Raw genomic sequence first — 21,685 nt, forward strand, 5'->3', positions numbered from 1 at the left:
TTCCGATTTCAATTTGGGAGGTAAAAGTGTCAAAACTTAGAGTACGAACAAACATTTGCAATTTTAGTTAACTAAAAATAAATATTAAGCAAATTTAAATAGATTACATCCGCTCTTTCAATATCAAAACAATTTAAAATTTTTATTCAACTATTCAGCTAACAATTGTTAAACTATTTGATTCCGGTGGATCCGAAAAAATGAAAGAGTCAAGTATGAGAAAAAAAGTATACGTGAGGACTTTCTTAACGTCCTTAGTTCTCCTCGGTCTAATCTTCAGTTGTGAAAATTCCAACTCGGAAAAAGTAAACTCCGAGGCATTTGCCCTTGTGCAACCCCCTGGTCCGGATCTGTACCCTAATCGACGTGGAACTGGTAACAACTTTGTAGTAAATGGAAATCACGACACTAGCAGTATACAGCCTTTTATAGTTCGCGTGATAATAGCGGAACATAACAGCGCTTGTACAGGAACAATGATTGCTGAGCACTGGCTTTTAACTGCGGCTCACTGCGTAGTCGGACTCAGCAGTTCAAACGTTGAAGTAATTTACACTGCCCCTGGAGGATCGAATGTTACAGTTCACGATGCTCGCGGAGACTTTTATATTCATCCTGAATTCACTAGGCCGCCGAAAAAAGATTTAGCGTTAATCCATTTGAGAGGAGCGATTTTTTCGGTTCCAGTTTTCCCGAGAAAAGCAGAATTTTATACCGACCCTCGAGTCCCTTGGCAAGACCGAAGCCAAAGCAGTATCTTTTTCTTCGGTGGCTATGGCTTAGGCTCAGAGGCTGGTTCCAATATTCCCTGCACACCGGGAACCGATGGAATCAAACGAATCGCCCAAGGATCGTTGATTGCTTCAACTTTCAAAGAAGGCATGATTCGAGGAAAAGGGCTCGAAGGTGCAAAAGCTTGCCAAGGTGATTCTGGAATGCCCTTCCTGTTTCCACGTTTCATCAACAATATATTTGTGCCCCTGCTCTTTGGTGTTCTAACTGCAACCGTTGCGAGCGATCAGAGTATGCAAGGAAACTTACTGCAAAAACAAGAACTGAACTGGATTTTCAACACGATTAGATTAAACAGCCCTTTTCATATCGATAAAGTCGAATGGACGAACGAGTGGAAACGAACCTCAATTTCAGAAACTGCTTACTTATTCACCGAGATTAAAGAAGGAAATGGTAAATGTCTGGATGTAGACGGCGCGAGAACTGAACCCGGAACTCCAGTACAGATATACACTTGCAACGGAACTGTTGGTCAGCAGTGGACTATCTCTCCAAGTGGAGGAATCTATTATCGAAACAATCTCTGCTTGGACATGGGCCTCGGTCAAACAGGAGTTCAGTTTACTGTTCAAATTTGCAACAGCTCAAATACACAGAAATTTGCGATCCAAAAAACCGGTGGAATTACGGGACCATTTGATTCATTTGCACAGCGCTGCCTCAGTGTAAGAAATGGTTCTTCGGAAGATCGGTCTCCTGTGGAATTTCTTCCCTGCTTTGGTGGACCATTCCAAACATGGAGTTGGGGTAACTGAGTACGATATAGAAACTTAGTTCACACTCTTCATTTTCAGAATTATTAATTCAACCGAACGGAAAGGTAGAGTGTGAACGTAATCTACTACTCATTAGATTGAGTTCCTATAAATAACACCAAAGATTTTCGCAACGACACCTGGCAATCTTTCAGCTTTTACGCAATCTTCCAACATATAACAAATGTTAAACGAACAAAAGCATGACAAAAGTGCAAATTTCTCGCGGATATTTTTTTGCTCAAACTATTCACCTAATACTTGTTAAATGTTCATTGCTTCATTGAATTAGAAGAATCCATTGGATCGGAGGCGAAGTATGCATACAAGGTTACTGGTAGTAATTTTTCTGACAGCTCTGGGTCTTACGGGTTTAATTTTTGGGTGCCAGAACGAGTCAGATTCGGTAAGAGCGCAGTCGGCAGTATTGGCGCTTGCACAAACCCCAAGTACAGATCCGTATCAAAACCTGCTCCGAATCGGCGATAATTATGTATTAAACGGAGAACGGGATGCCGCAGGCATATTTCCTTATATTATTAAATTTCAAGTACTCGAAGGTCACGCTACGCTATGTACCGGAACAATGGTTGCGGAACACTGGATTTTAACGGCTGCACATTGCGTTTCGGACCGGAGAAGCGGAACAGTAAAGGCATTTTATACTCCACCCCGTTCTTCGAGTTTAGAATTCCATTTCGGTCCGGGAGATATTTATATTCATCCTCAATTTGATTACCCGAGAAAAGACTTAGCCCTAATCCATTTGCGAGGAGCAAACTACAGTATTCCCTTATTCCCCGAAAAGGTACAATTTTATACAGACTCGCGTGTTCCTTGGCGGAACGGTGACGCGACTGATTCTTATCTTTTTGCAGGCTATGGTCAAGGTTCAGATTCTGGTTCGAATAAATCCACTTGCCAAGAGGCGACTGACTTTGGAATAAAACGCTGGTCATTCGGAACCATCCTTAGGTTTTCTTACGACGACGGTAGAATCCAGGGAAAAGGAGACCCAAATACAAAAGCCTGCGTAGGAGACTCAGGAATGCCTTTCCTATTTGGTCATTCCGTTGGTAATATTTTCGTTTATATGATGTTCGCTGTCTATCATGGAACAAGAGCAAACGACACCATCATGGAAGGCAATATAATAGAACCAGCCGAACTCAACTGGATTTTCAATATAGTAAAATCGAAAAGCCCGTTTCGCGTAGAAAAATTTGAATCAAATAGACAATGGAGTCGAGCCATCATTGAAGAAATGACTAATATAAATACGGAGATCAAAGAAGGTAATGGTAAATGTCTAGATGTTAATGGTGCACTAACGGAACCCGGAACAAAAGTCCAAATCTATACTTGCAATGGAACCGTTGCACAAAGTTGGACCATTTCCCCATCCGGCGCAATTCGTTACAGAAATAACCTTTGTCTGGACATGGGCTCCGGTGAAATAGGAGCGCAATTTACTGTCCAACCTTGCAACGATTCCCTATCTCAAAAATTCGCGATCCAAAAAACTGGTGGAATTACGGGTCCCTTTGATCAGCTTACTCAACGTTGTATGACTACACGCAACGGTTCTTCGGAGGATCGAACTCCTGTAGAGTTTTTGCAATGTTTTGGCGGACCTGCTCAGACTTGGAGCTGGAGGACGAATTAAGAAGCTACCTTCTTGTTCGGAATTTCTCCACATATTCTGAATAAGGAGTTATGTATGAAAAAGAAGATGTTTACATTGCTATTCCTTTCCTTTTTGGGAAGCTTCGGCTTGGTTTTCAGTTGTGAAAACTCAAACTCTGGCAAACTGGATCATGAAATATTAGCTCTAGCACAAACACCCACTTCTGATCCTTACTTGAACCAATTTGCGAATGGTCAAAATTACATAATGAATGCAGAGCGTGACAATAGCAATGCACGTTCTTTTGTAGTTCAGTTTATAAACTGGGATACATTGAGCTCTTGTACCGGATCAATGATCACAGAACATTGGGTTTTGACAGCAGCTCACTGCGTGTCCGGATTGAATTCAAGATCGGTTTGGATCGTATATACTGACACTTCTGGATCGAACATAGCTGTTCACGACGCTGGAGCGGACTTTTATGTTCATCCGGAATACACCGGGGGAGGAAGGCCAAAAAAAGATTTAGCTTTGGTCTATTTGAAAGGTGCAATTTACGATATTCTTGGCTTCCCGAGAAAAGTTCAATTTTTCACCGATCAACGGGTTCCATGGAACGACCGCAGCCAACAGAATTCATTTACTTTTACTGGTTACGGTTTTGGATCGGATCCTAGTTTGAAAGGACACACTTGCACGACAGAAGAAGAAAACTTGGGAATCAAACGCTTCGCAACTGGAGAGTTATTTTTATCGTCCGTAGGGGATGGTATGATCAAAGGGAGGGAGAACGCGAATGCAAAAGCTTGTCCTGGTGATTCAGGAGCACCTTTTATGTTTCTTCGCGATATCGGTGCTGAAAATTTTTCTTTGGTTTTCGCCGTTTATTACGGAATCCGGAATAGCGACCACGCTATGATAGGAAATTTAATTGGAGATCGGGAACTGACCTGGATTTTCCACACGATAAACGGGAACAGTACGTACCCGATTACTAAAATGTTATGGGATGCCTATTGGAAACGCACCTCCTTTCATGAGCAGCCAATTTACTTAACTGAAATTAGAAATGCAAATGGCAAGTGCTTAGATGTAGAAGGTGCGAGAACCGATCCTGGAGCAAGGGTCCAAATCTACACCTGCAATGGAACGGTTGCGCAGCAATGGAGTCTACTTCCAAATGATGTAATCTACTATAGAGAGGGACTTTGTCTGGACATGGGCTCCGGTGAAGCAGGAACACCATTTACAGTCCAGCCTTGTAATGACTCCGTATCGCAAAAACTGGCAGTTCATAAAAACGGAGCGATCACGGGACCGCGTACAGAGGCAGCGGAGCGCTGTTTGTCCATCCTCGACGGCTCCTCAACAGATCGCACGCCAGTTGGATTTTTCAACTGCATTGGCTGGCCTTTTCAGATTTGGAGCTGGCGGACAAATTAAAAAGCATAAGTTTCTTATAATCTTCTTTCCTCTAAAATTTTCCGAGCTTCCTGATTTCACGCTTTCTTACTCCTTGAGATAAGTGCCACTGATATGACAATCTTTCAGTGCCCTCTTTACGATATGTATTAATAACTGTTGTTAAACGAACAAAAATAATTCTACTTATTCTTTAGTTCTATCGGTTTTTCACTCAAGTAAATCACCTAATACCTGTTATATTAGCAATCAATTCGTGCAAGGAGCATCAATTTATCCAAACATTAAGGAGATAAGGATGAAAACCAGAATATACATATTTGCCTTTACGACAGTTTTAGGATTCGCAAGTTTCACTTTTAACTGCGAAGGCTCAAGCGCTGACAAAGTGCAATCCGAGATTTTAGAATTAGTACAAACTCAAAATGTTAACTCTGATCTAAACTCACTTAGAAGCGGTGACAACTTTGTGTTGAATGGGCATATTATAGACGGAAAGCACCCATTTATAGTAGCAATTCAGATATCCAACCTTGACTACATTTGCACAGGAGCTATGATTGCAGAACATTGGATTTTAACCTCTACCCACTGTGCCTTTCCATTTCGTTTCGGTGGAGGATATGTTAGAGTATATTATACACCCAGTACCGGTTCTAGTGTTCAACAAATTCATAGCGCCAACGGATGGATGCATATACACCCGCAATATACACAGGACTCAAATAGAAAAGATTTAGCCCTTATCGAGTTAACCGGAGCTCTCTACTCAATTCAAAGTTTTCCGGAAACAGCATTTTTTTTCACAGACCCGCGCACTCCTTGGGATGATCCAACTCAAAGCAAAACATATTCCTTTTCCGGTTATGGAAGAGGCTCGGAGGAAGGTTCAGGAATCCCATGCATGGCAGGAACAGACCAGATAAAACGTTTCGGAATCGGTTCGCTGCAACTACCTGTAAATCGAGGTACTATACAGGGCAAAGGGATTGGAGATACAAAACCCTGCAAAGGAGATTCTGGGATGCCTTTCCTTTTTTCTCGTTTCATTAACGGCCAAACTTTTCCTATGATATTCGCAGTACAATCTTCAATTTTTACCAATGCTGCACCTGAAACTATGATTGGTAATCTAATTGGTGAAGAAGAGCTCGCATGGATTTTCGAAACCATCGAGCCGAACAGTCCGTTTCGTATTGGAAAAGAGGAACAAGAAATTCCTTGGAAACGAACTCGTTTCGAGGAAATGCCTTATGTAGACACTGAAATCAAAGGAATAGGAGGAAAATGCTTAGATGTTGATGGCGCTAAAACCGAACCGGGAACACTAGTTCAACTTTACACTTGTAATGGAACAGTTGCACAAAAGTGGACGATCTTTCCGAACGGACAGATCTACTACAGAAATAACCTTTGCTTATACAACAGTAGTTCCGAAGGATTCCAACTTAGTGTCCAGACTTGCGTTGATTCAAATTTTTTGTATAAATTTGCGCTTCAAAAGAAACTGTTAAACGGTGGTCTGCTCACTGGTCCATTCGGCGACGTGACAAAACTTTGCATAACCGCACGAAATGGTTCATCAGAGGACCGAACTCCTGTGGAAATGAAGCCTTGTCTCGGTAGTGGGGAGCCCGCTCAAACATGGACTTGGACTAACTGACTAAAAACTATAGTCTCATTTAACGCACTTCTCTTTCGAATTTTCAAGATCCGAACATTAGGAAGAGAGAGCATGTTGTCTCTTTAGTAAATCGCATTCTTCACCTTTCCATTTTATTTGAAGTACTCAGTTGCTTTTTAGCTTCTGCTTAGTTTACGCATTGATAATACGCCAGTTGCATTTTATCAGTGCGTAAATGCAGAAGGCCAAATATGGACTTGGGGCAACTGACTCAATCCAACGGAAGAATATGCATTGAATTAGGACGAAGATCGATCTCTTTCGATCAACCTTAGAAGCTTAGCCGCGTTTTCGTTTTCTGGTTCCAAGGACATTACTTTTTTTGCATATTCTTCCGCCAATTCAAACTGTTCGGTTTGTCTGTACAAATCGGAAAGATTGACTAAGTTATTGGAATTTTCCGGCTGGAGTTCTTCCATTCGCTTTGCGGCGAGAATCGCCTCGTCCATACGTCCTACTCTACGATTTGCAAGAGAAAGGTAATACCAGTACTCGACTAGATCTGGATCGGAAGTAAGGTATTGATTCAGGACTTCTACTGCCTTTGCATAATTCTTACCTTTGAAACTTAGTAACCCCAAAAGTTTCGTAACCTTTACATTTCCTGGATCATTATTGTAAAGCGCATCTAAAGAACGGATCGCCTCTTCAAGTTTGCCGCCCTGGTAATCTTCTTTTGCCTTTTTATAGATTGCCTTCCAATCAAAAGGCATATGGATTGTTTCGTCGTCGATCGGTGCGGCAGCCTTAGGTTGGAATTCTATTTTCAAAATGGACAAGTCATCGGTTAGTTCGCCTTCCGCTCTCACTAATTCTTCCATTCGTACGAGGTCAACCTCGGCTTTCTCTACGATTTGTAGAAAAAGCATCTCGTCTTCATTGATCGTACGTATATCTTCATCCGGGGTAAGATCCAGATCGTCCTTGCCGTCAGAGCCAATAATTATAACATCTCCAGGCTCTAGCTTGGTCTTATGAACTTTAAATTCATATTCCGAATCTAATCCAATCTTTCGAAGAGTTAAACCGGCTTCCAGAAAACTTGCACGCCTGTCCCTGTATATTACAGAAAACGGATGCTCCGCGTTGAAATACCAAGCCTCCCCAGAATCATCTTCGACCAAAAAGAATGTAGCAGAAATCACCATTGAACCGTTAAACGATTTGAAAACCGACTGCATCTCATTGTAGGTTTCAGTGAGCCAAGCTTCCGGAGTCGTATCTAATACCCTGTCTCCCGCTGCAGAACGAGCTAAGATAGAATTTACTACGACTCCCATAACCAGAGCTCCACCTGCTCCCTGCATGGATTTTCCCATCGCGTCTCCATTCATCGCAAGAGTATAGCGCTTTACAGTATCGCCCTTTCTAAGGCGAAGATTTCCGGTTACACAAATATCACCGCCGAGGTCCGCGGACTTACCTCTGAATTCAAACTGTTTCTTTTGACGGAGAATGAAATCTGTCTTAACCTTAATCGACTTGTTCGCGTTGTAAAATAGCGGCTTGGCTAAAAGTGAAGTCAGAAAGTAATCTCCATCCTGCTGCACTTTCAACCTTTGAAGCTCTTCCATTTTTTCGGAGAGTTCTCTTGTCCTTTCCTTTACCTTCTCGGCCAAATGTTCGGCATAATCCTGAAGTTCGATTCTTGCCTGACGAATCGAAGAAACCATATTGTTAAACGAATCTGAAAGGAAACCGATTTCGTCCTTTACTTCAGCGGTTACTTGAACTTCCAAATTTCCCGCGTTGACTTTTTCAACTCCGGAAAGCAATCGATTGAGAGGAGTTACCAAACTTTGGCGGAAGAATAATGGGAATACGAAAAAAATAACGAAGAGCACCAGACCAAGAATCACGGTCTGCTTTTCTGAAGTTGGATGCATGAATTCACGATAATCCCGATAAGAATAACCGATTTCTGCCATTTCGTTCTTAACCGGGTCGTAGTGGATATAGACAACGAAATGCTTTGTCTCGTCCAAACTCTTTCTATAATGCCTGCTTAGTGCAGGTTGAAACGGTCTGAAATACTGTAGTACCTCCGCTTTTAACTCTCCGATTAATAGATTTTTACCTGCCAAAGTACAATCATTCCATTTGGAGAGAATAGAATCTCTGAAGAAAGCTACATCACCCGCGGAACTTTTTAGGTATTTCTTTCCGCCTTCGCAAAATTCGATCGGAAAGATGTAATCTAATTTGTTCGCAGTCACAAATACGTTTCTGTCTAACTTGTCCACGAACACGATAAACTCTCGCTTCAATTCAGCGCCTTGGAGCTGAGGTTTCCGTTTCAAAAGATCTAGTATCGATTCTTTGTAACCCTGAAAATATTCGTGTGAGTTTTTTATAGTGGAGACTAACGAGGACCGGAAATTTTCATCTGGAAGATTTATGATTTTCTCATATAAAAGTGTATTTTCAAAATCGATCTCTAATTGAGGCAAGCGCAAGTCATGAGCTTTATCGTATCTTGAATAGTCGAACTGGTTTCCTTCACCTTTCCAAAGAACTAAGTATTTCATATCGGAGGGCTCTTTTCCACCCTCTAAGACCCTTTCCATCTTTACGATGCCCTTTGTATCGTATTCGGCCTCCTTATCCTGATTGGAAATAAACACAAGTGCCTGGATGATCAGCATCAAAGTTACAAAGGTGATGCCCACGATCTTGACCATGAAAGTGGTCTTTTCGTTGCTGAAATTTAAGAAAAGAACTAACAATAAGAACAGTGCGAGAGTAAGCAAAAGAACGATAGAGGTCAAAAACGTAGACCTTTCGATTACACCATCTCTACTTAAGATATTCGTTACATTCGGAATGATTCCGCCGGTCATAAGCGCGATCATAAACCCTGCGATAGCGAATTTGATTTTTCCTTTGGTAATGATTAATTTCCAAATCGGAAGAATCACCATGGATATGAGCACGAAGATCGAAATGATTAGAGCGATATTTTTGGAGACTTTCTCCGCATTAAAATCCCAGTGATGTGCCGTAAAGTGGAACTTCTTTGGTGCATTCCAAGAAACATAAAAGAAAAATAGAGATGCACAGATCGCGACTGCCCACATCGAATACATCAGGATTCTGGTAAATTTTGGATGGGTATCTTCCGGATATCTCGCGATAAATTGTCCTAAATGGAGGATAGCAGGCATGATAAAGCCTACGGTTAACCACCGATGATAAGCGGCATACGGGTGGTACAGCATGGCAGCAATGAAATAGCCAGACTGAAATAGAGATAGATAAAGTGCACCTAGTGCAAGATGCTTTGTGCTACTTGATTTTCCCTTTAAAAGTAGAAAGAATAGTGAGCTAAGAAAGCACGCCAAGAATGAAAGCATGCTTCCGAAAGCGTAATAATTGAGTAAAATGTCTTCTTTTAGAATAGAGATTAAGTCCATTTCCTGCTCGTTAGAAAGTAAAGAAGAACATCTTCAGATTCGGATGGTTATCCTACGTTTCATTGAATTCTTTTCAAACGAAAAACAGTGATCGTTTTATAAACATCACTGGCGAAAGCTCTAGGAATAACATCGACTAAAACAGCGTTAACCTGCATTCAAAGTCCCTCCCAATCTTTCAGCTTAGAAAAAGAATTCGTATTGTAAGGCCCATATGAACCTGCTATCACCCAACCTTTCAAAACCTGGGTCCAATCTATAGGTTTGATCGAGTGCAAAATCCTAATTAGAGAGTTGGTATCTTGTACATCTTTCAACGACAATTCTTTTAACAACATTCTGTATCCATAAGAGCCTAGCTCTTTACACAGTACAGCCTGAAAACGAACTGCTTTCGCATACGGCCATAGCCCAAGTTTTGGGTCAGAGGATCCAAAGGATTGTGGAAGAGGAAGATCCGAACTTGGAGCTTTTTCTTCTAAACCCCATTCTTCTACAACCGAACCAAGTTCCTCCGAGTCCAGTTTTAAGAATCCTTTTTTGGATAAGAGGAAAGGGAGAAAGGAAACAATCCCTTCGGCTAACCAATTCGGCTCGCTAAAATAGTAATGCCCCAGTTCGTGCAGTAGCAAAGCAGGATACCCTGGAGGAACCAAACCAAATTCCATGAAAATTCCGACTTCTCCCGGCAATCCACCGGAAGCGTTGTTGTAACCGCCAACCCTAGTACCGTTCAAAAAAACGGTATCTTTCAAAATCAGTCGAATTGAATTCCTTTCACCCACAGGTAACGATTTATACACTGGGCCAGTAGCTTGGTGAAAAGGAACTCCTGTGAATGATTCGTAAGCCCGTATTAGATCTTTAGATTTTTCTAATGCATATTGATTCCACTCGGAATTATCGGTTTCATTGCGAATGAATACTTTTACTTCGCCTTCTTTCAGTCGAAAGGAATAATAATTTGCAGCCCCGGGTTTCTTTACCTTTTCCGAATTAACCGGAGAGGATAACAAAATCGTGCAAATGACTACCAGCCCAAGAAGCTGTCGAAAGACTTTTTTTGAGGCGCTAAAATAAGAACGCAAGACGCTTAACGATCTCTTTCGATTAATCGAATTAGTTTCTGGGCATTTTCATTTCCAGGATCTCTTTGAAGTATCTTGCGGGCATAGTCTTCGGCCCTGTCGTAATCTTCCATCAAACGGTAAACGTCCGCAAGATTTACGAGATTGGAAATGTTCTCCGGATCTACTTCTAACAGCTTGATACTTGCTGATAAAGCCTGATCATATTTTCCCATTTTTTTATTTGCAATAGATAGATAGAACCAGTACTCATGCAGATCAGGATCAGCTCCCAGGTAATTCGAAAGAACATCAACCGCAGTAGAATAATCTTTTCCCTTAAAGCTTAACAGCCCAAGCAACTTGTTTAGCCTTTGATTGGAATTGTCGTGCATGTAACCGGTCTTTAGGAGCTCCAAAGCTTCATCTAATTTGCCGGTTTTATATAACTTTCTAGCATCTTCGTAAACGTGATCCGAATTTAACGCTTTATCAATATGATCCTGGTCTTCGAAAATAGTGTCGAGTTCGTCTTTTTTGGGCTCACCCTGAAACACGATCTTCAAAAGGGATAAGTCGTCAGTTAGCTCTCCAGTTTTACGAATTTCGATTTCGATCTGTTCCAAATCTCCCTTTGCTTTTTCTACATATCTCAAGAACAACATCTCATCTTCATTGATGGTTCTTATACTTTCTTCGGGAGTAATATCGATATCGTCGCGGCCGTCCGAGCCGAGCAAGATTACATCACCTTTTTTTAATTGAATGTTTCTTACTTTAAAATCAAATTCCGAATCAAGCCCAAGCTTTCTAAGAGTAAGTCCGTCTTCGATAAAGCTCGCCTTTCCGTCTCGATACAATACGGAAAACGGGTGTTCTGCGTTGAAATACCAGCACTTTCCAGTCTCGTCCTCGATCAAATAGACAGAAGCGGAAATAACCATGGATCCGTTAAAGGATTTGAAAACTGCGTGAATCTCATAATAAATATCGGTGAGCCATTGTTCAGGCGTGGCTTCCAATACTCGATTGTTTGCGGCTGACCTGGCCAAAATCGAATTCATTACAACGCCCATCACGAGAGCCCCACCAGCCCCCTGCATGGATTTACCCATTGCGTCTCCATTCATTGCGACCGTGAAGCGCTTAAAGCTATCTCCTTTACCCAGACGAAGATTCCCGGTTACGCAAAGGTCGCCTCCCAAATCAGAGTGCTTTCCTCTGAATTCAAATTGCTTCTTTTGTCGAATTACAAAATCAGTGGAAACCAATTTAGATTTGTTGGCATTGTAGAAGAGAGGCTTCGCCAGGAGAGAAGTAAGGAAGTAATCTCCGTCCTGTTGCACCTTCAGGCGTTGGACCTCCTCCATTTTCTCCTGAACTTCTCTCGTCCTTTCCTTTACTTTCTCTTCCAAGTTTTCTGCATAATCTTGGAGCTCGCGGCGAGCTTGCTTAATAGAAGAAACCATCGCATTAAAAGAATCCGCAAGGAATCCGATCTCATCTTTGACCTTTACAGGCACAACTACGTCCAGATCACCTTTGTTTACCTTTTCTACTCCAGATAATAAACTTGTGAGTGGATCCACTAAACTATTCTTAAAGAAGAGAGGAAAAAGAACTAAGACCACAAAAATAACGATCAGTAGAATAATGGTCTGCTTTACCGCAGTTGGGTGCATAAAGTCGCGATACGCTCGGTAAGAAAAACCGACCTCGCTCATCTCTCCCCGTTCTGGAAGAAACTTCATGAATGCAACATAGTGACCCATTCCATCCTTGCTTCTACGATAGTGGCGAGTCTCACTCGGTTTAAAGTATCTAAAGTATTTTAGTACCTCTTCTCGAACCTGGGCATCCGTTAGATTTTTGCCGTCCCAGCTGCAACCTTCCTTCCAATGAGAAAAAATTTCCTCATTGAAGTTTGCAGCGTCACCTTGTCCCTTCAAGAAGTTTCGACCTTTTTCACAAAAGTTCTTCTCTACAATTCCTTCCATTCGATTGGTAACGACGAACGCAATCTTATTCCATTTTTCCGCGCCAGAAAGAATTCCTGCTTTAATTTCGGCATCACTGAGATTCTGGTTTTTCTTTAAGTAATCCTGAATGAACCTCCGATATCCTCCGAAATAACTGTGAGATCTAGAAAGGGCAGTATTCAAGACTTTGCGAAATTCGTCTTCCTTGGCTGTGTGAATCTCTTCATAAATCGTTACGTTCTGCAAATCCACTTCTACTTGTTGCAAATTCAAACTTAGAGAATTATTATATTCAGCGGAATTTAACGCATCTTTCGAATCATCCCAACGAATTACATATTCGATATCTTTGGACTTTGTTCCGTTTTCCAAAGTACGTTCAATATTCACCATTCGTAAACTATCGTACTCCAAATCCTTTTCTTGGCTGGAGATAAATACAAGAGCTTGCATAATCAAGCAGATGGTGAACAAGGTAATACCGACGATCTTCACCATAAAAGTGGTTCTTTCGGCACTGTTATTAATAAATGCGAGAGCGAGTACGGAGTATGCTGCCAAGAAGAAGATTACGTTCGAAGTCATGTACGTAGATCTTTCCATCCCACCGTCGCGGCTAATTACGTTCGAGATATTCGGATAAATCGCAGCGATCAAAAAGCCAACCGTGAACATAAACAAGGCGATTCGTCGTTTATCCTTAGTTACGATTAATCTCCATATTGGAACCGCGAGAAATCCTACAAAGGAGTAAAGCGCGATGACGATCGCAAGAATTCTACTCGCATCATACGCATTAAAGTCCCAGTGGTGCGCGGTAAAGTGATAGATCTGTTCCGAAGTTCCGGTTAAGTAGACAAAGGAAGAAACAACAATTACGATTACTACATATTCTATAAACAGAATCCATCTCGCGATTCTCTGGTTGCTGTTTCCAGGAAATCGGATTAGAAATTGAGAAAGGTGGGTTAATGCGGGAAGTATAAATCCACCGGTAATCCATCTGTGGTAAGACACAATCGGGTGGTACAAGAACGCAGCAAGAAAGTACCCAGTCTCAAAAATTCCCAACAATAGGAACCCAACTCCCATATGAGTGGTAGCTATCGTTTTGTTTCTTAGGCTGAGAAAAAAGATCGAAAGAAATAGAGTAGTCAGAGTGACTAATAAGCTTCCGAATGAATAATAATTGAATAGGACTAAGTCCCAAGAGATCATATCTAACCCCGCAAACTCCAACAACTGTCCCGACTATAGGATCGATTGCATTCGGTTCCTTTTATATAGAGCGTTTTCCTTTCATTTCGATATTTAGGAAGCGCTGAAAACGACTAAAGCCTTCACTATCTTTTTGAAAAGGGAAAAATCAATAGAAAAATAAAGTGAGGGAGCGAAAGTGTCGGTCATGCCGGTCTTTACTGGGCTCCGAGCTCTCAACGCAAGATTCACTAGTTTGATCAAAGAATTGCTTTGGTTAAGGGTGTTAATTGGATTTTTCCTCGGCACCTTACTAGGGATTTTTTTGAGTCCAAAGTATTCTGGCCTGGAAGCTAACACTGCTAAAGTGATCATTGCTTGGATTGCATTACCAGGTCACTTATTCATTGCACTACTTCAGATGATTATGATCCCGCTCGTATTCTCTTCTATACTTCTCGGGATCAACGCGGGCGAAACATTAGAGAATTTACGAAAATTTGGTTCTCGGGTTCTCGTATACTTTGTTCTCACTACAGCTATTGCTGTAGTCATAGGCATAACACTTGCTTCCATTACTCAACCAGGTAGATTTTTGGATAAGCAGGGAATTCCTTTGGTTCCAAATCAAAGTGCAACGACTTCTTCCGAACCAATTAGCCTAGAAAAGATTCCCGAAATAGTCATAAGCATTTTGCCGAAAAATCCGTTTCAAACCGCATTCAGCGGAGATATGTTAGGTGTTGTTCTCTTGGCAATGCTGGTCGGGATCGCTGTGCTTTCCATGAAGGAAGAAGAAGCGAGACCGGTGATCCACCTTTTAAACGCAGCGTTCAAAACTTGTATGGTGATCGTTGAGTGGGCAATGAAATTAGCTCCCTACGCAGTCTTCGGTCTTATCGCTCAGATTACAGCTAAAATCGGCATTGAGGTCTTAGTCAGTTTGGGAGCCTACTTTGCCACTGTTTTGGGTGGATTGTTTCTAGTAATAGGAATGTACTCGCTCATTCTAGTATTCCTGGCGAAAAAAAATCCGATTTGGTTTTTCCGGAAAGCCGCAGATGTACAGTTGCTTGCGTTCTCTACTTCGAGCTCAGCGGCTGTGCTACCATTTACACTAAAAACTGCGATGGAAAAAATGAATGTGGATAAACGAATTGCAGAGTTTATTGCCCCGCTCGGAGCCACAATCAATATGGACGGAACAGCTCTTTACCAAGCTGCCGCGACTGTTTTTCTGTCTCAGGTTTATGGTATCGAACTTACTTTCGTGCAGATCCTATTCTTGCTGGCCGCAACCATAGTTGCTTCGATTGGTACGCCGAGCACACCCGGAGTCGGAATTGTAATTCTGGCGACGATCTTGACCGGAGTCGGAATCCCGACGGAAGGAATCGGGATCATATTGGGAGTGGATCGCTTACTAGATATGTGTCGAACCACAGTGAACATTACCGGTGACTTAGTTGCTTGTAATGTTTTTCAAACTTGGGAAGGGAAAAAGTAACCCATAAACCAAGAAAGTTGCCTGAAAGCAGTAGTCTTTTTCAGATAAAAAGACCCTCACGGCTTATCGAGATAAAGTAACCTTGGAAAAGAAATTCTTTCGTTTAACTTTTTACAACGTTCTCGCAAATCTAACCGTACCTTTAACCGGGTTAGCGGATACAGCAGTACTGGGACATTTGGATACTCACGTCTACATGGCCGGGGTAGCTCTCAGCGAAATTATTTTCGACTATTTGTTCTGGAGCTTTGGTTTTCTTAGAATGGGAACTACCGGCCTAACCGCGCAGGCTTTCGGGGCAAAAGATGAACATAAATCATTTCTAATATTCTATAGATCATTGATTTTAGGCTGCGGAATTGGGATTGGAATCTTGCTATTGCAAAAACCGATTCAACAAATTTCATTAAAAATTCTGCACGGAGAAATTTCGGTTTTGATCGCCGGGATGGATTATTACGAAGCTAGAATACTAAGTGCTCCAGCAACTCTTATCAATTTTGTGCTAACAGGTTGGTTTTTAGGAAGATCGAAAAGTAGAACAGTTTTAGTAGCGACCATTCTTGCCAACCTTGTGAATATCGGATTGAATTTTTGGTTTGTATTGTATCTGGATTGGCGGGCTTGGGGAGCAGGATTTGCCACGAGCATTAGTCAGTACTTAATGACCGGCTTCTTCCTTTGTTTTTTATTTTTAGAGAAGCGAAGAATCGGATTGAAGCGGTCTTCTTTAAGCGAAAGTATCTTTTCGCTTTCTGGATTCGGTGATTTGCTTTCTCTCAATCGAGACATCCTTTTTAGGACTGTAATGTTGATTACTACGTTTAGCTTGTTTCGAAATTTTAGCTCTGAATTCGGATCTACTTATTTAGCTGCAAATGCGATTTTACACCAGTTAGTCCTAGTCGCCGCTTACTGGATGGACGGTGCCGCCATTGCAACAGAAACAATCGCCGGTGATACAAAAGGGAAAGGCGATTTTCAAGGTCTTTCGTCACTCCTGAAACTTGCGCTTCTATCAGCAGGGATTATCGCATTTCTTTTTTGCGTAGCTCTTACGCTCTTTCCTACTCAGCTATTTTCGATGATCACCCGAAACGTGCCAGTCTTGGAATTGGCAATTTCTTACCGACTCTGGCTCTGGCCGGTCCTAATCTTTGGTTCAATTGCTTTTATTTTCGATGGATTCTTTTTAGGAATCTCCGATGGGAAAACATTGCGAAATGCCATGATCATTAGCACTTTAGTTTTCTTTTTGCCGTTCGCTCTTTGGGGAAAAGAGGCTAGCAGCAATCACATTCTGTGGCTTTCTCTAAGTTCTTTTATGTTCGGAAGAGCTCTCACTCTTGGCGTCGCAGCTGCAAGAAAGATAAGAGACTCTATTCCTTTATTGCAAAGATAGCTCGGTTCCTTTTGGAAGAATCTTAATTTCTATCTGGCCCGGAAGCGGTTTCCAATAATCAGAATCCTTCGCCTTAAAAAGTACAGGAGAAGGAATCTCTCCCCAGCCTTCGCTTCTGTACAAATCTACTAAGTTTTCTGCTTTTTGGTACGCGCGAGAAGACTCGAAAGTTTCCGGTTTGATTGTAGAAAGAGGGACCCAGCCGTAGCTCGGAACGTAGGCGTCAGTTGTATCCTTTAATGCAGGAATCTCCGGCTTTGTAAGCAAGATTGTCTTTGTCGGTCGGACCGGAATTCCGTTATCAAGCAGTGCCTTTCTCAGTCCTTCCCAATCTGCTCGAAATAATCTAGCATCATATATCTTGTCGATGAAGTAGTTTCCGGATTTTTCCTTCACAGGAATTTTTTGTTTTGTGAAGGGCGCGAGATCTTCAGGAATCTCTTCTTTCTTCTTTAGAAAGTCGTCTCCGATATAATAACGGACATTTGTAGTCCGAGCTTCAAAGTGATAATCGATCGTTTGACTTCCTCTCGGATCATCTATCGAAAGTTTTTTGGAAAGCGCACGAACTCCGAGTACAAAGTCATTCTTAAACTTCGGATCTTTGGTTTTCCAGTTCCGGATTCGTTGGTGCTCTGTGGTAGGAGGAGGTAATAATCCGAGAGAAGAACCTACAATACTCGGTTCATTTAAGCTAAATGTAATCTTTACTTGAACTACATACGTAGACTCACCAGAGGCCAAGAAGCGATCGGTTTCGACGAAAGACACCCTTTTGACCTCTCTAGAAGTTCGATCGATGACATACATTTTACTTCCGATAATTGCAAGGCCTCGAATATCCTTTGAAGGAGTTCTTACCGATCCTGTAATTCTTCCGTTTGCAGGATCGTATCTGTAAATATTTCCGTCGGAAGAATCTGTAACCCATAGACTATCGCGCGCAAAGCACAAGTCCCTGGGTTCAGCTCGGTCCGTCAAAAAGCCCCCCAAGATAGTTTGGGTGCCTTTGTCGTAAATGGAGATCTTTCCGGTTTCTGAATCTAGAATATAAAGGTAATTTTGGTAGCTCGCGACTCCTCCGATCTTATCGATCGGCACTTGGATCCGATCAGTCACTCCTCCAGTATTCGGCTCCACCTTTAAAATCACACGCTTGGCCGCTACGAAGACCCGACCTTCCCTAGAATCGAACGTTACTCCCGAGATAAATGGGATTCCGAGGTTAAATGCCTCTTGCCGACCAAGAGGATCAACTCGAATCAAAGCTCTTCGCTTACTATCTGCAAACCAAAAGTTAGTACCGTCATAGGAAAGCCCATACGGATTTTCCGTTAATTGGATATCGATATCCTTTTCTTCCTGAGCCCAACCGTTGGAGATTAGCAGACAAAAAATCAATAGCCCAAACAGAATTTTTACATTATAAAAATCTAATGTTTTAAAATGGATGTGATTCCGTTCCATAAATCTTCTCCTAGGCTAGGCTGAGTTCCTGCGACAGTCACCAGTTCGATCGGGGAAGGCACGAAGATTAAAATTAGGGTTACCAGGATAGCAATCCCCGAAACTCTACGAATTTTATCTAAGGGAAAAACTGGATCAGGAACATAGGGATGCTCCACTCGGATAAGATAATAGATGAGAACTCCCCAAAGAATCCACGCGTAATTCCACAGGGCTAAAAATAAAAAGGCGCTAAATAAGAAATAGATCCAGTTTCTATATTTCTCACCAAATACTGCGTATAGAACGTGCCCGCCATCCAATTGTCCAAAGGGGAGTAAATTGATAGCAGTCACTAGTAGACCGACCCAACCAGCAAATGCCAAAGGGTGAATCATCACTTCGTACGCTGAAGCATCGAACGGTCCTAAAACAAGTTGAGCAGAAGCCAAAGTGAAAAGACTTTCTCCAAATCTTACTGATGCGGCGCCGGGTGGGTTATTTGCAAGATGCTCTGCGATTTCTGAAACAGGCACAAGATGAGAGTACTTCAACCCGACCAAATAACATGGGACAGATAGAAATAAACTCATCAAAGGGCCCCAGATTCCGATATCAAATAGTTGTTTTTTATCCCGGATCGGCTCTTGGATTCGAATCACAGCCCCCATTGTTCCAACAGGCGAAAAAGGAAGAGGTATGAAATAGGGAAGAGTGGCTTTTATCCCGTAATATTTCGCAGCGATGTAATGGCCCATTTCATGGCAAAACAGGATGATCAAAAGTGGAACCGAGTACATCCACTGCACGGAGAGAATCTGCACAATATCGGTCCATTTCAAAAAAGGTAAGACCAATGTGCTGTCCTGAAAAGTCAGAGTTAGGAAAGTCAAAAGGAAAAGAGCAACGTGAAGGCCTATTTTTGATTTTTGCATACTGATTTTTACTAATTAGTTATACTCTAGTATTTACTAGGTCAAATGCTAATTTAGGATTCCTTCTTTACAGACCGAGTACTTGCTCGAAAGGTTTCCTATATAGCCCTCGTTGCAAGCTCTTAAAAATGGAGAGGAAAAGCAGTTGTTTGAAAACATACGAATGATCCGAAGAAATGATCCGGCAGCAAAGTCTTATATCGAAATTATCCTTTGCTACCCTGGACTCCACGCGCTTTGGTTTCATTTGATAGCTCATTTTCTCTATCAAATTAAGATCCCTCTCTTACCTAGATTAATCAATACTTTTGCCAGATTTATTACCGGAGTAGACATTCATCCGGGTGCTAAAATCGCACCAGGAATTTTCATCGATCACGGCCATGGAGTTGTCATCGGAGAAACTGCAGAAATTGCAAAGGGATGTCTGATTTACCAAGGCGTAACTTTGGGGGGAACCGGCAAAGAGTCTGGCAAAAGACATCCTACATTAAAGGAAAATGTAGTTGTGGGTGCCGGAGCCAAAATTCTGGGAAATATAGTAATCGAGCACAATGTTCGAGTCGGAGCGGGATCTGTTGTGATGAGAAATGTCCCGCCAGATTGTACTGTCGTCGGTATTCCAGGAAAAGTAGTTCGAACTAAAATAGGATTTGGCGACCAGGGAGAGCATATGTTAGACCATAATGAACTTCCGGATCCAGTGGCGAGAGTTTTCTCCATTCTCGTAGAAAAGATAGACACACTTCAACAAGAAGTAAACGAAATCTGTGCCCGTCAAAATCTTACAGTTCACGGCGTTCCTCACAAAAAAGATGATGATGAGCTAAACGAGTTTATCCACGGCGGCGGAATTTAATCAGAGAAAGAACCGAGATTATATAAAATTTTTGACTATTAGATTCTTTTCCGGGCTATAATTGGTAGATTGATTTCGAGTTCTAAACGGGGATTCACCGGGTAAAAAACTTATGAAACATAGTATTCGAATTATTTTTTTGTGCGCTTTCTTATTTGGAGCGGGCTTACTATCTTCTTGCAATTTAATTACTCCGAATGAGGCGCTCTGCCAGGCAGACCTCAAAAATTACGATGAGTGCTTTACAATATTATTAATTACAAATCCAGATTGTGTGTCAGTTCCTGTAGCAGCTCCGAATACCTGTGGCCCATCTGCTGTTCAAACCGCGAAGGAAATTTGCCACAGCCGGATAAAATTCAAAAGTTGCCGAGCATACCGAGATTAGGCCCGATCTGCAAGGATTATTTTACGATAAAATGTAGGAGCTCCTACATTTAAGTAAGATCAAAAGCTACTTGAAAAAATAGGATTCTTATTGTATGAGGGCATACGAGGCAAGGTTGGGTACCCACCACCAGCCCCCCACCCAAAAAAGGGTGGGGCCAAACTCAAAGTACCCTAAGAAATCAGCAGAACGCTAAATTAATTCCTATTTGCGTGGAATGAAACAGTCCACTCCTTCTTCTTTCAATTTTCCTTTCAAAATTTCCGCTTTGGGCCTGTCAGAAAAATCTCCCATCTGAAGCACGAACATTCCTTCTCTTTCAAACAGGTACACCTTCTCTCCATATTCTGCGGAAAGATTCTTTCTGTAATTCTCAGCTAATTGGTTATTACGAAACACACCTACTTGCACAGAATATCCTTTTGGTGCACCTTTCACGAGCGGAGCAGGAACAATCGGTCTCTTTGGAACCAACTTTTCAGGTTTAGAATCTTCTAATAAAGATTCTTCGTCTTCGAGGCCCTCTAAATCTTCGGATTCATCGCCGCCTCCACCTTTGCGCATTACTTTTAGGCCGACTCTGGCGATTCCGACATCCTTGAATTCCAGAGACTCTGCAGCCTTTTCGGAAAGATCTAGAATGCGATCCTTCGCAAAAGGACCTCTGTCATTCACTTTCACGAGTATCTCTTTATCGTTCTCTAAGTTCTTAACTTTAATTACGGAGCCAAGTGGCAAACTCGGATGAGCTGCAGTGAGTTTATTTTTGTCAAAGATCTCCCCGCTTGCAGTAGGCTTTCCGTGAAACTTTGCGCCGTACCAAGAAGAATAACCAACTTCGTCAAAATCTCCAGATCCACCTCTTTGAGCCGGTGTCGTGGCTTTGACCATCTTATTCGGGCTTAGATCTTCCTCCAAGCTCCTGTTTTTAGAATTTCCGCTCTTTGCAAGTCTCAAATCTTGCTTAGATTCCTGATCCATGGATTCGATTTCTTTTTCAAAAAAAATCTCCGAAGGATCTCCAGAAGCACTTACTGTTTGTCGCGGTTCTGCTGACGCACAGGCAGTGATTGCGGTTAGCGCTATGATTGCCGAAAATCGATTCATGCTGACTCCCTAAATCGAGACTGATTCACTTATAATTTCGGCAAATTTATGGAACCGAATAACGACTTTTTCCGATTGCCATCTCTATAAATCGGTCGA

Annotated in this window: 13 protein-coding genes; 7 read left to right on the forward strand and 6 right to left on the reverse strand. The window is 41.9% G+C overall.

Annotated elements, in window-relative coordinates; translation table 11 throughout:
• Positions 1–215 precede the first annotated feature (215 nt).
• From CH373_RS00380 to CH373_RS00395, 4 genes are all read left to right on the forward strand, one after another.
• Positions 216–1,550, forward strand: a complete 1,335-nt coding sequence (locus CH373_RS00380) for a ricin-type beta-trefoil lectin domain protein (protein WP_165778750.1) — start codon at positions 216–218, stop codon at positions 1,548–1,550.
• A 319-nt stretch (positions 1,551–1,869) separates the two neighbouring features.
• Complete coding sequence (locus CH373_RS00385; protein ID WP_100711969.1) at positions 1,870–3,216, forward strand: ricin-type beta-trefoil lectin domain protein; 1,347 nt, start codon at positions 1,870–1,872, stop codon at positions 3,214–3,216.
• A 54-nt stretch (positions 3,217–3,270) separates the two neighbouring features.
• Positions 3,271–4,623, forward strand: coding sequence for a ricin-type beta-trefoil lectin domain protein (locus CH373_RS00390; RefSeq protein WP_100711970.1), 1,353 nt, complete (start codon positions 3,271–3,273; stop codon positions 4,621–4,623).
• 277 nt (positions 4,624–4,900) lie between these two features.
• Complete coding sequence (locus CH373_RS00395; protein ID WP_100711971.1) at positions 4,901–6,265, forward strand: ricin-type beta-trefoil lectin domain protein; 1,365 nt, start codon at positions 4,901–4,903, stop codon at positions 6,263–6,265.
• A gap of 260 nt (positions 6,266–6,525) precedes the next feature.
• Here CH373_RS00395 and CH373_RS00400 read toward each other — a convergent pair whose 3' ends face one another.
• From CH373_RS00400 to CH373_RS00410, 3 genes are all read right to left on the reverse strand, one after another.
• Positions 6,526–9,699: a PP2C family protein-serine/threonine phosphatase gene (locus CH373_RS00400; RefSeq protein WP_100711972.1), complete on the reverse strand. Its 3,174-nt coding sequence runs from the start codon at positions 9,697–9,699 to the stop codon at positions 6,526–6,528.
• A gap of 158 nt (positions 9,700–9,857) precedes the next feature.
• Complete coding sequence (locus CH373_RS00405; protein ID WP_100711973.1) at positions 9,858–10,787, reverse strand: hypothetical protein; 930 nt, start codon at positions 10,785–10,787, stop codon at positions 9,858–9,860.
• Positions 10,788–10,792: 5 nt separating this feature from the next.
• On the reverse strand, positions 10,793–13,963 hold the full coding sequence (locus tag CH373_RS00410) for a SpoIIE family protein phosphatase (protein WP_100712527.1): 3,171 nt from the start codon (positions 13,961–13,963) through the stop codon (positions 10,793–10,795).
• 187 nt (positions 13,964–14,150) lie between these two features.
• Between CH373_RS00410 and CH373_RS00415 the strand changes: the two genes are divergently transcribed.
• Complete coding sequence (locus CH373_RS00415; protein ID WP_100711974.1) at positions 14,151–15,449, forward strand: dicarboxylate/amino acid:cation symporter; 1,299 nt, start codon at positions 14,151–14,153, stop codon at positions 15,447–15,449.
• Between the two features lie 82 nt (positions 15,450–15,531).
• The gene (locus tag CH373_RS00420) at positions 15,532–16,851 is read left to right on the forward strand and encodes an MATE family efflux transporter (protein ID WP_100711975.1); all 1,320 of its coding nucleotides are present in this window, start codon (positions 15,532–15,534) and stop codon (positions 16,849–16,851) included.
• On the opposite strand, the gene CH373_RS00425 is transcribed toward CH373_RS00420, so the two are convergent.
• Together CH373_RS00425 and CH373_RS00430 are read right to left on the reverse strand one after the other, a co-directional pair.
• Positions 16,837–18,318: an NHL repeat-containing protein gene (locus CH373_RS00425; RefSeq protein WP_100711976.1), complete on the reverse strand. Its 1,482-nt coding sequence runs from the start codon at positions 18,316–18,318 to the stop codon at positions 16,837–16,839. The two genes, CH373_RS00420 and CH373_RS00425, sit on opposite strands and share 15 nt — an antisense overlap.
• Positions 18,285–19,232: a site-2 protease family protein gene (locus tag CH373_RS00430; protein WP_100711977.1), complete on the reverse strand. Its 948-nt coding sequence runs from the start codon at positions 19,230–19,232 to the stop codon at positions 18,285–18,287. The genes CH373_RS00425 and CH373_RS00430 overlap by 34 nt, the downstream gene beginning before the upstream one ends.
• 145 nt (positions 19,233–19,377) lie before the next feature.
• Between CH373_RS00430 and cysE the strand changes: the two genes are divergently transcribed.
• Complete coding sequence (cysE, locus tag CH373_RS00435) at positions 19,378–20,091, forward strand: serine O-acetyltransferase (RefSeq protein ID WP_100712528.1); 714 nt, start codon at positions 19,378–19,380, stop codon at positions 20,089–20,091.
• Between the two features lie 592 nt (positions 20,092–20,683).
• Here the strand turns inward: cysE and mpl36 are convergent.
• Complete coding sequence (gene mpl36 / locus CH373_RS00445; protein ID WP_100711979.1) at positions 20,684–21,586, reverse strand: RlpA family plasminogen-binding lipoprotein MPL36; 903 nt, start codon at positions 21,584–21,586, stop codon at positions 20,684–20,686.
• Positions 21,587–21,685: the final 99 nt, after the last annotated feature.

Source organism: Leptospira perolatii (assembly GCF_002811875.1).
In the GTDB taxonomy this organism is placed as follows: Bacteria; Spirochaetota; Leptospiria; order Leptospirales; family Leptospiraceae; genus Leptospira_B; species Leptospira_B perolatii.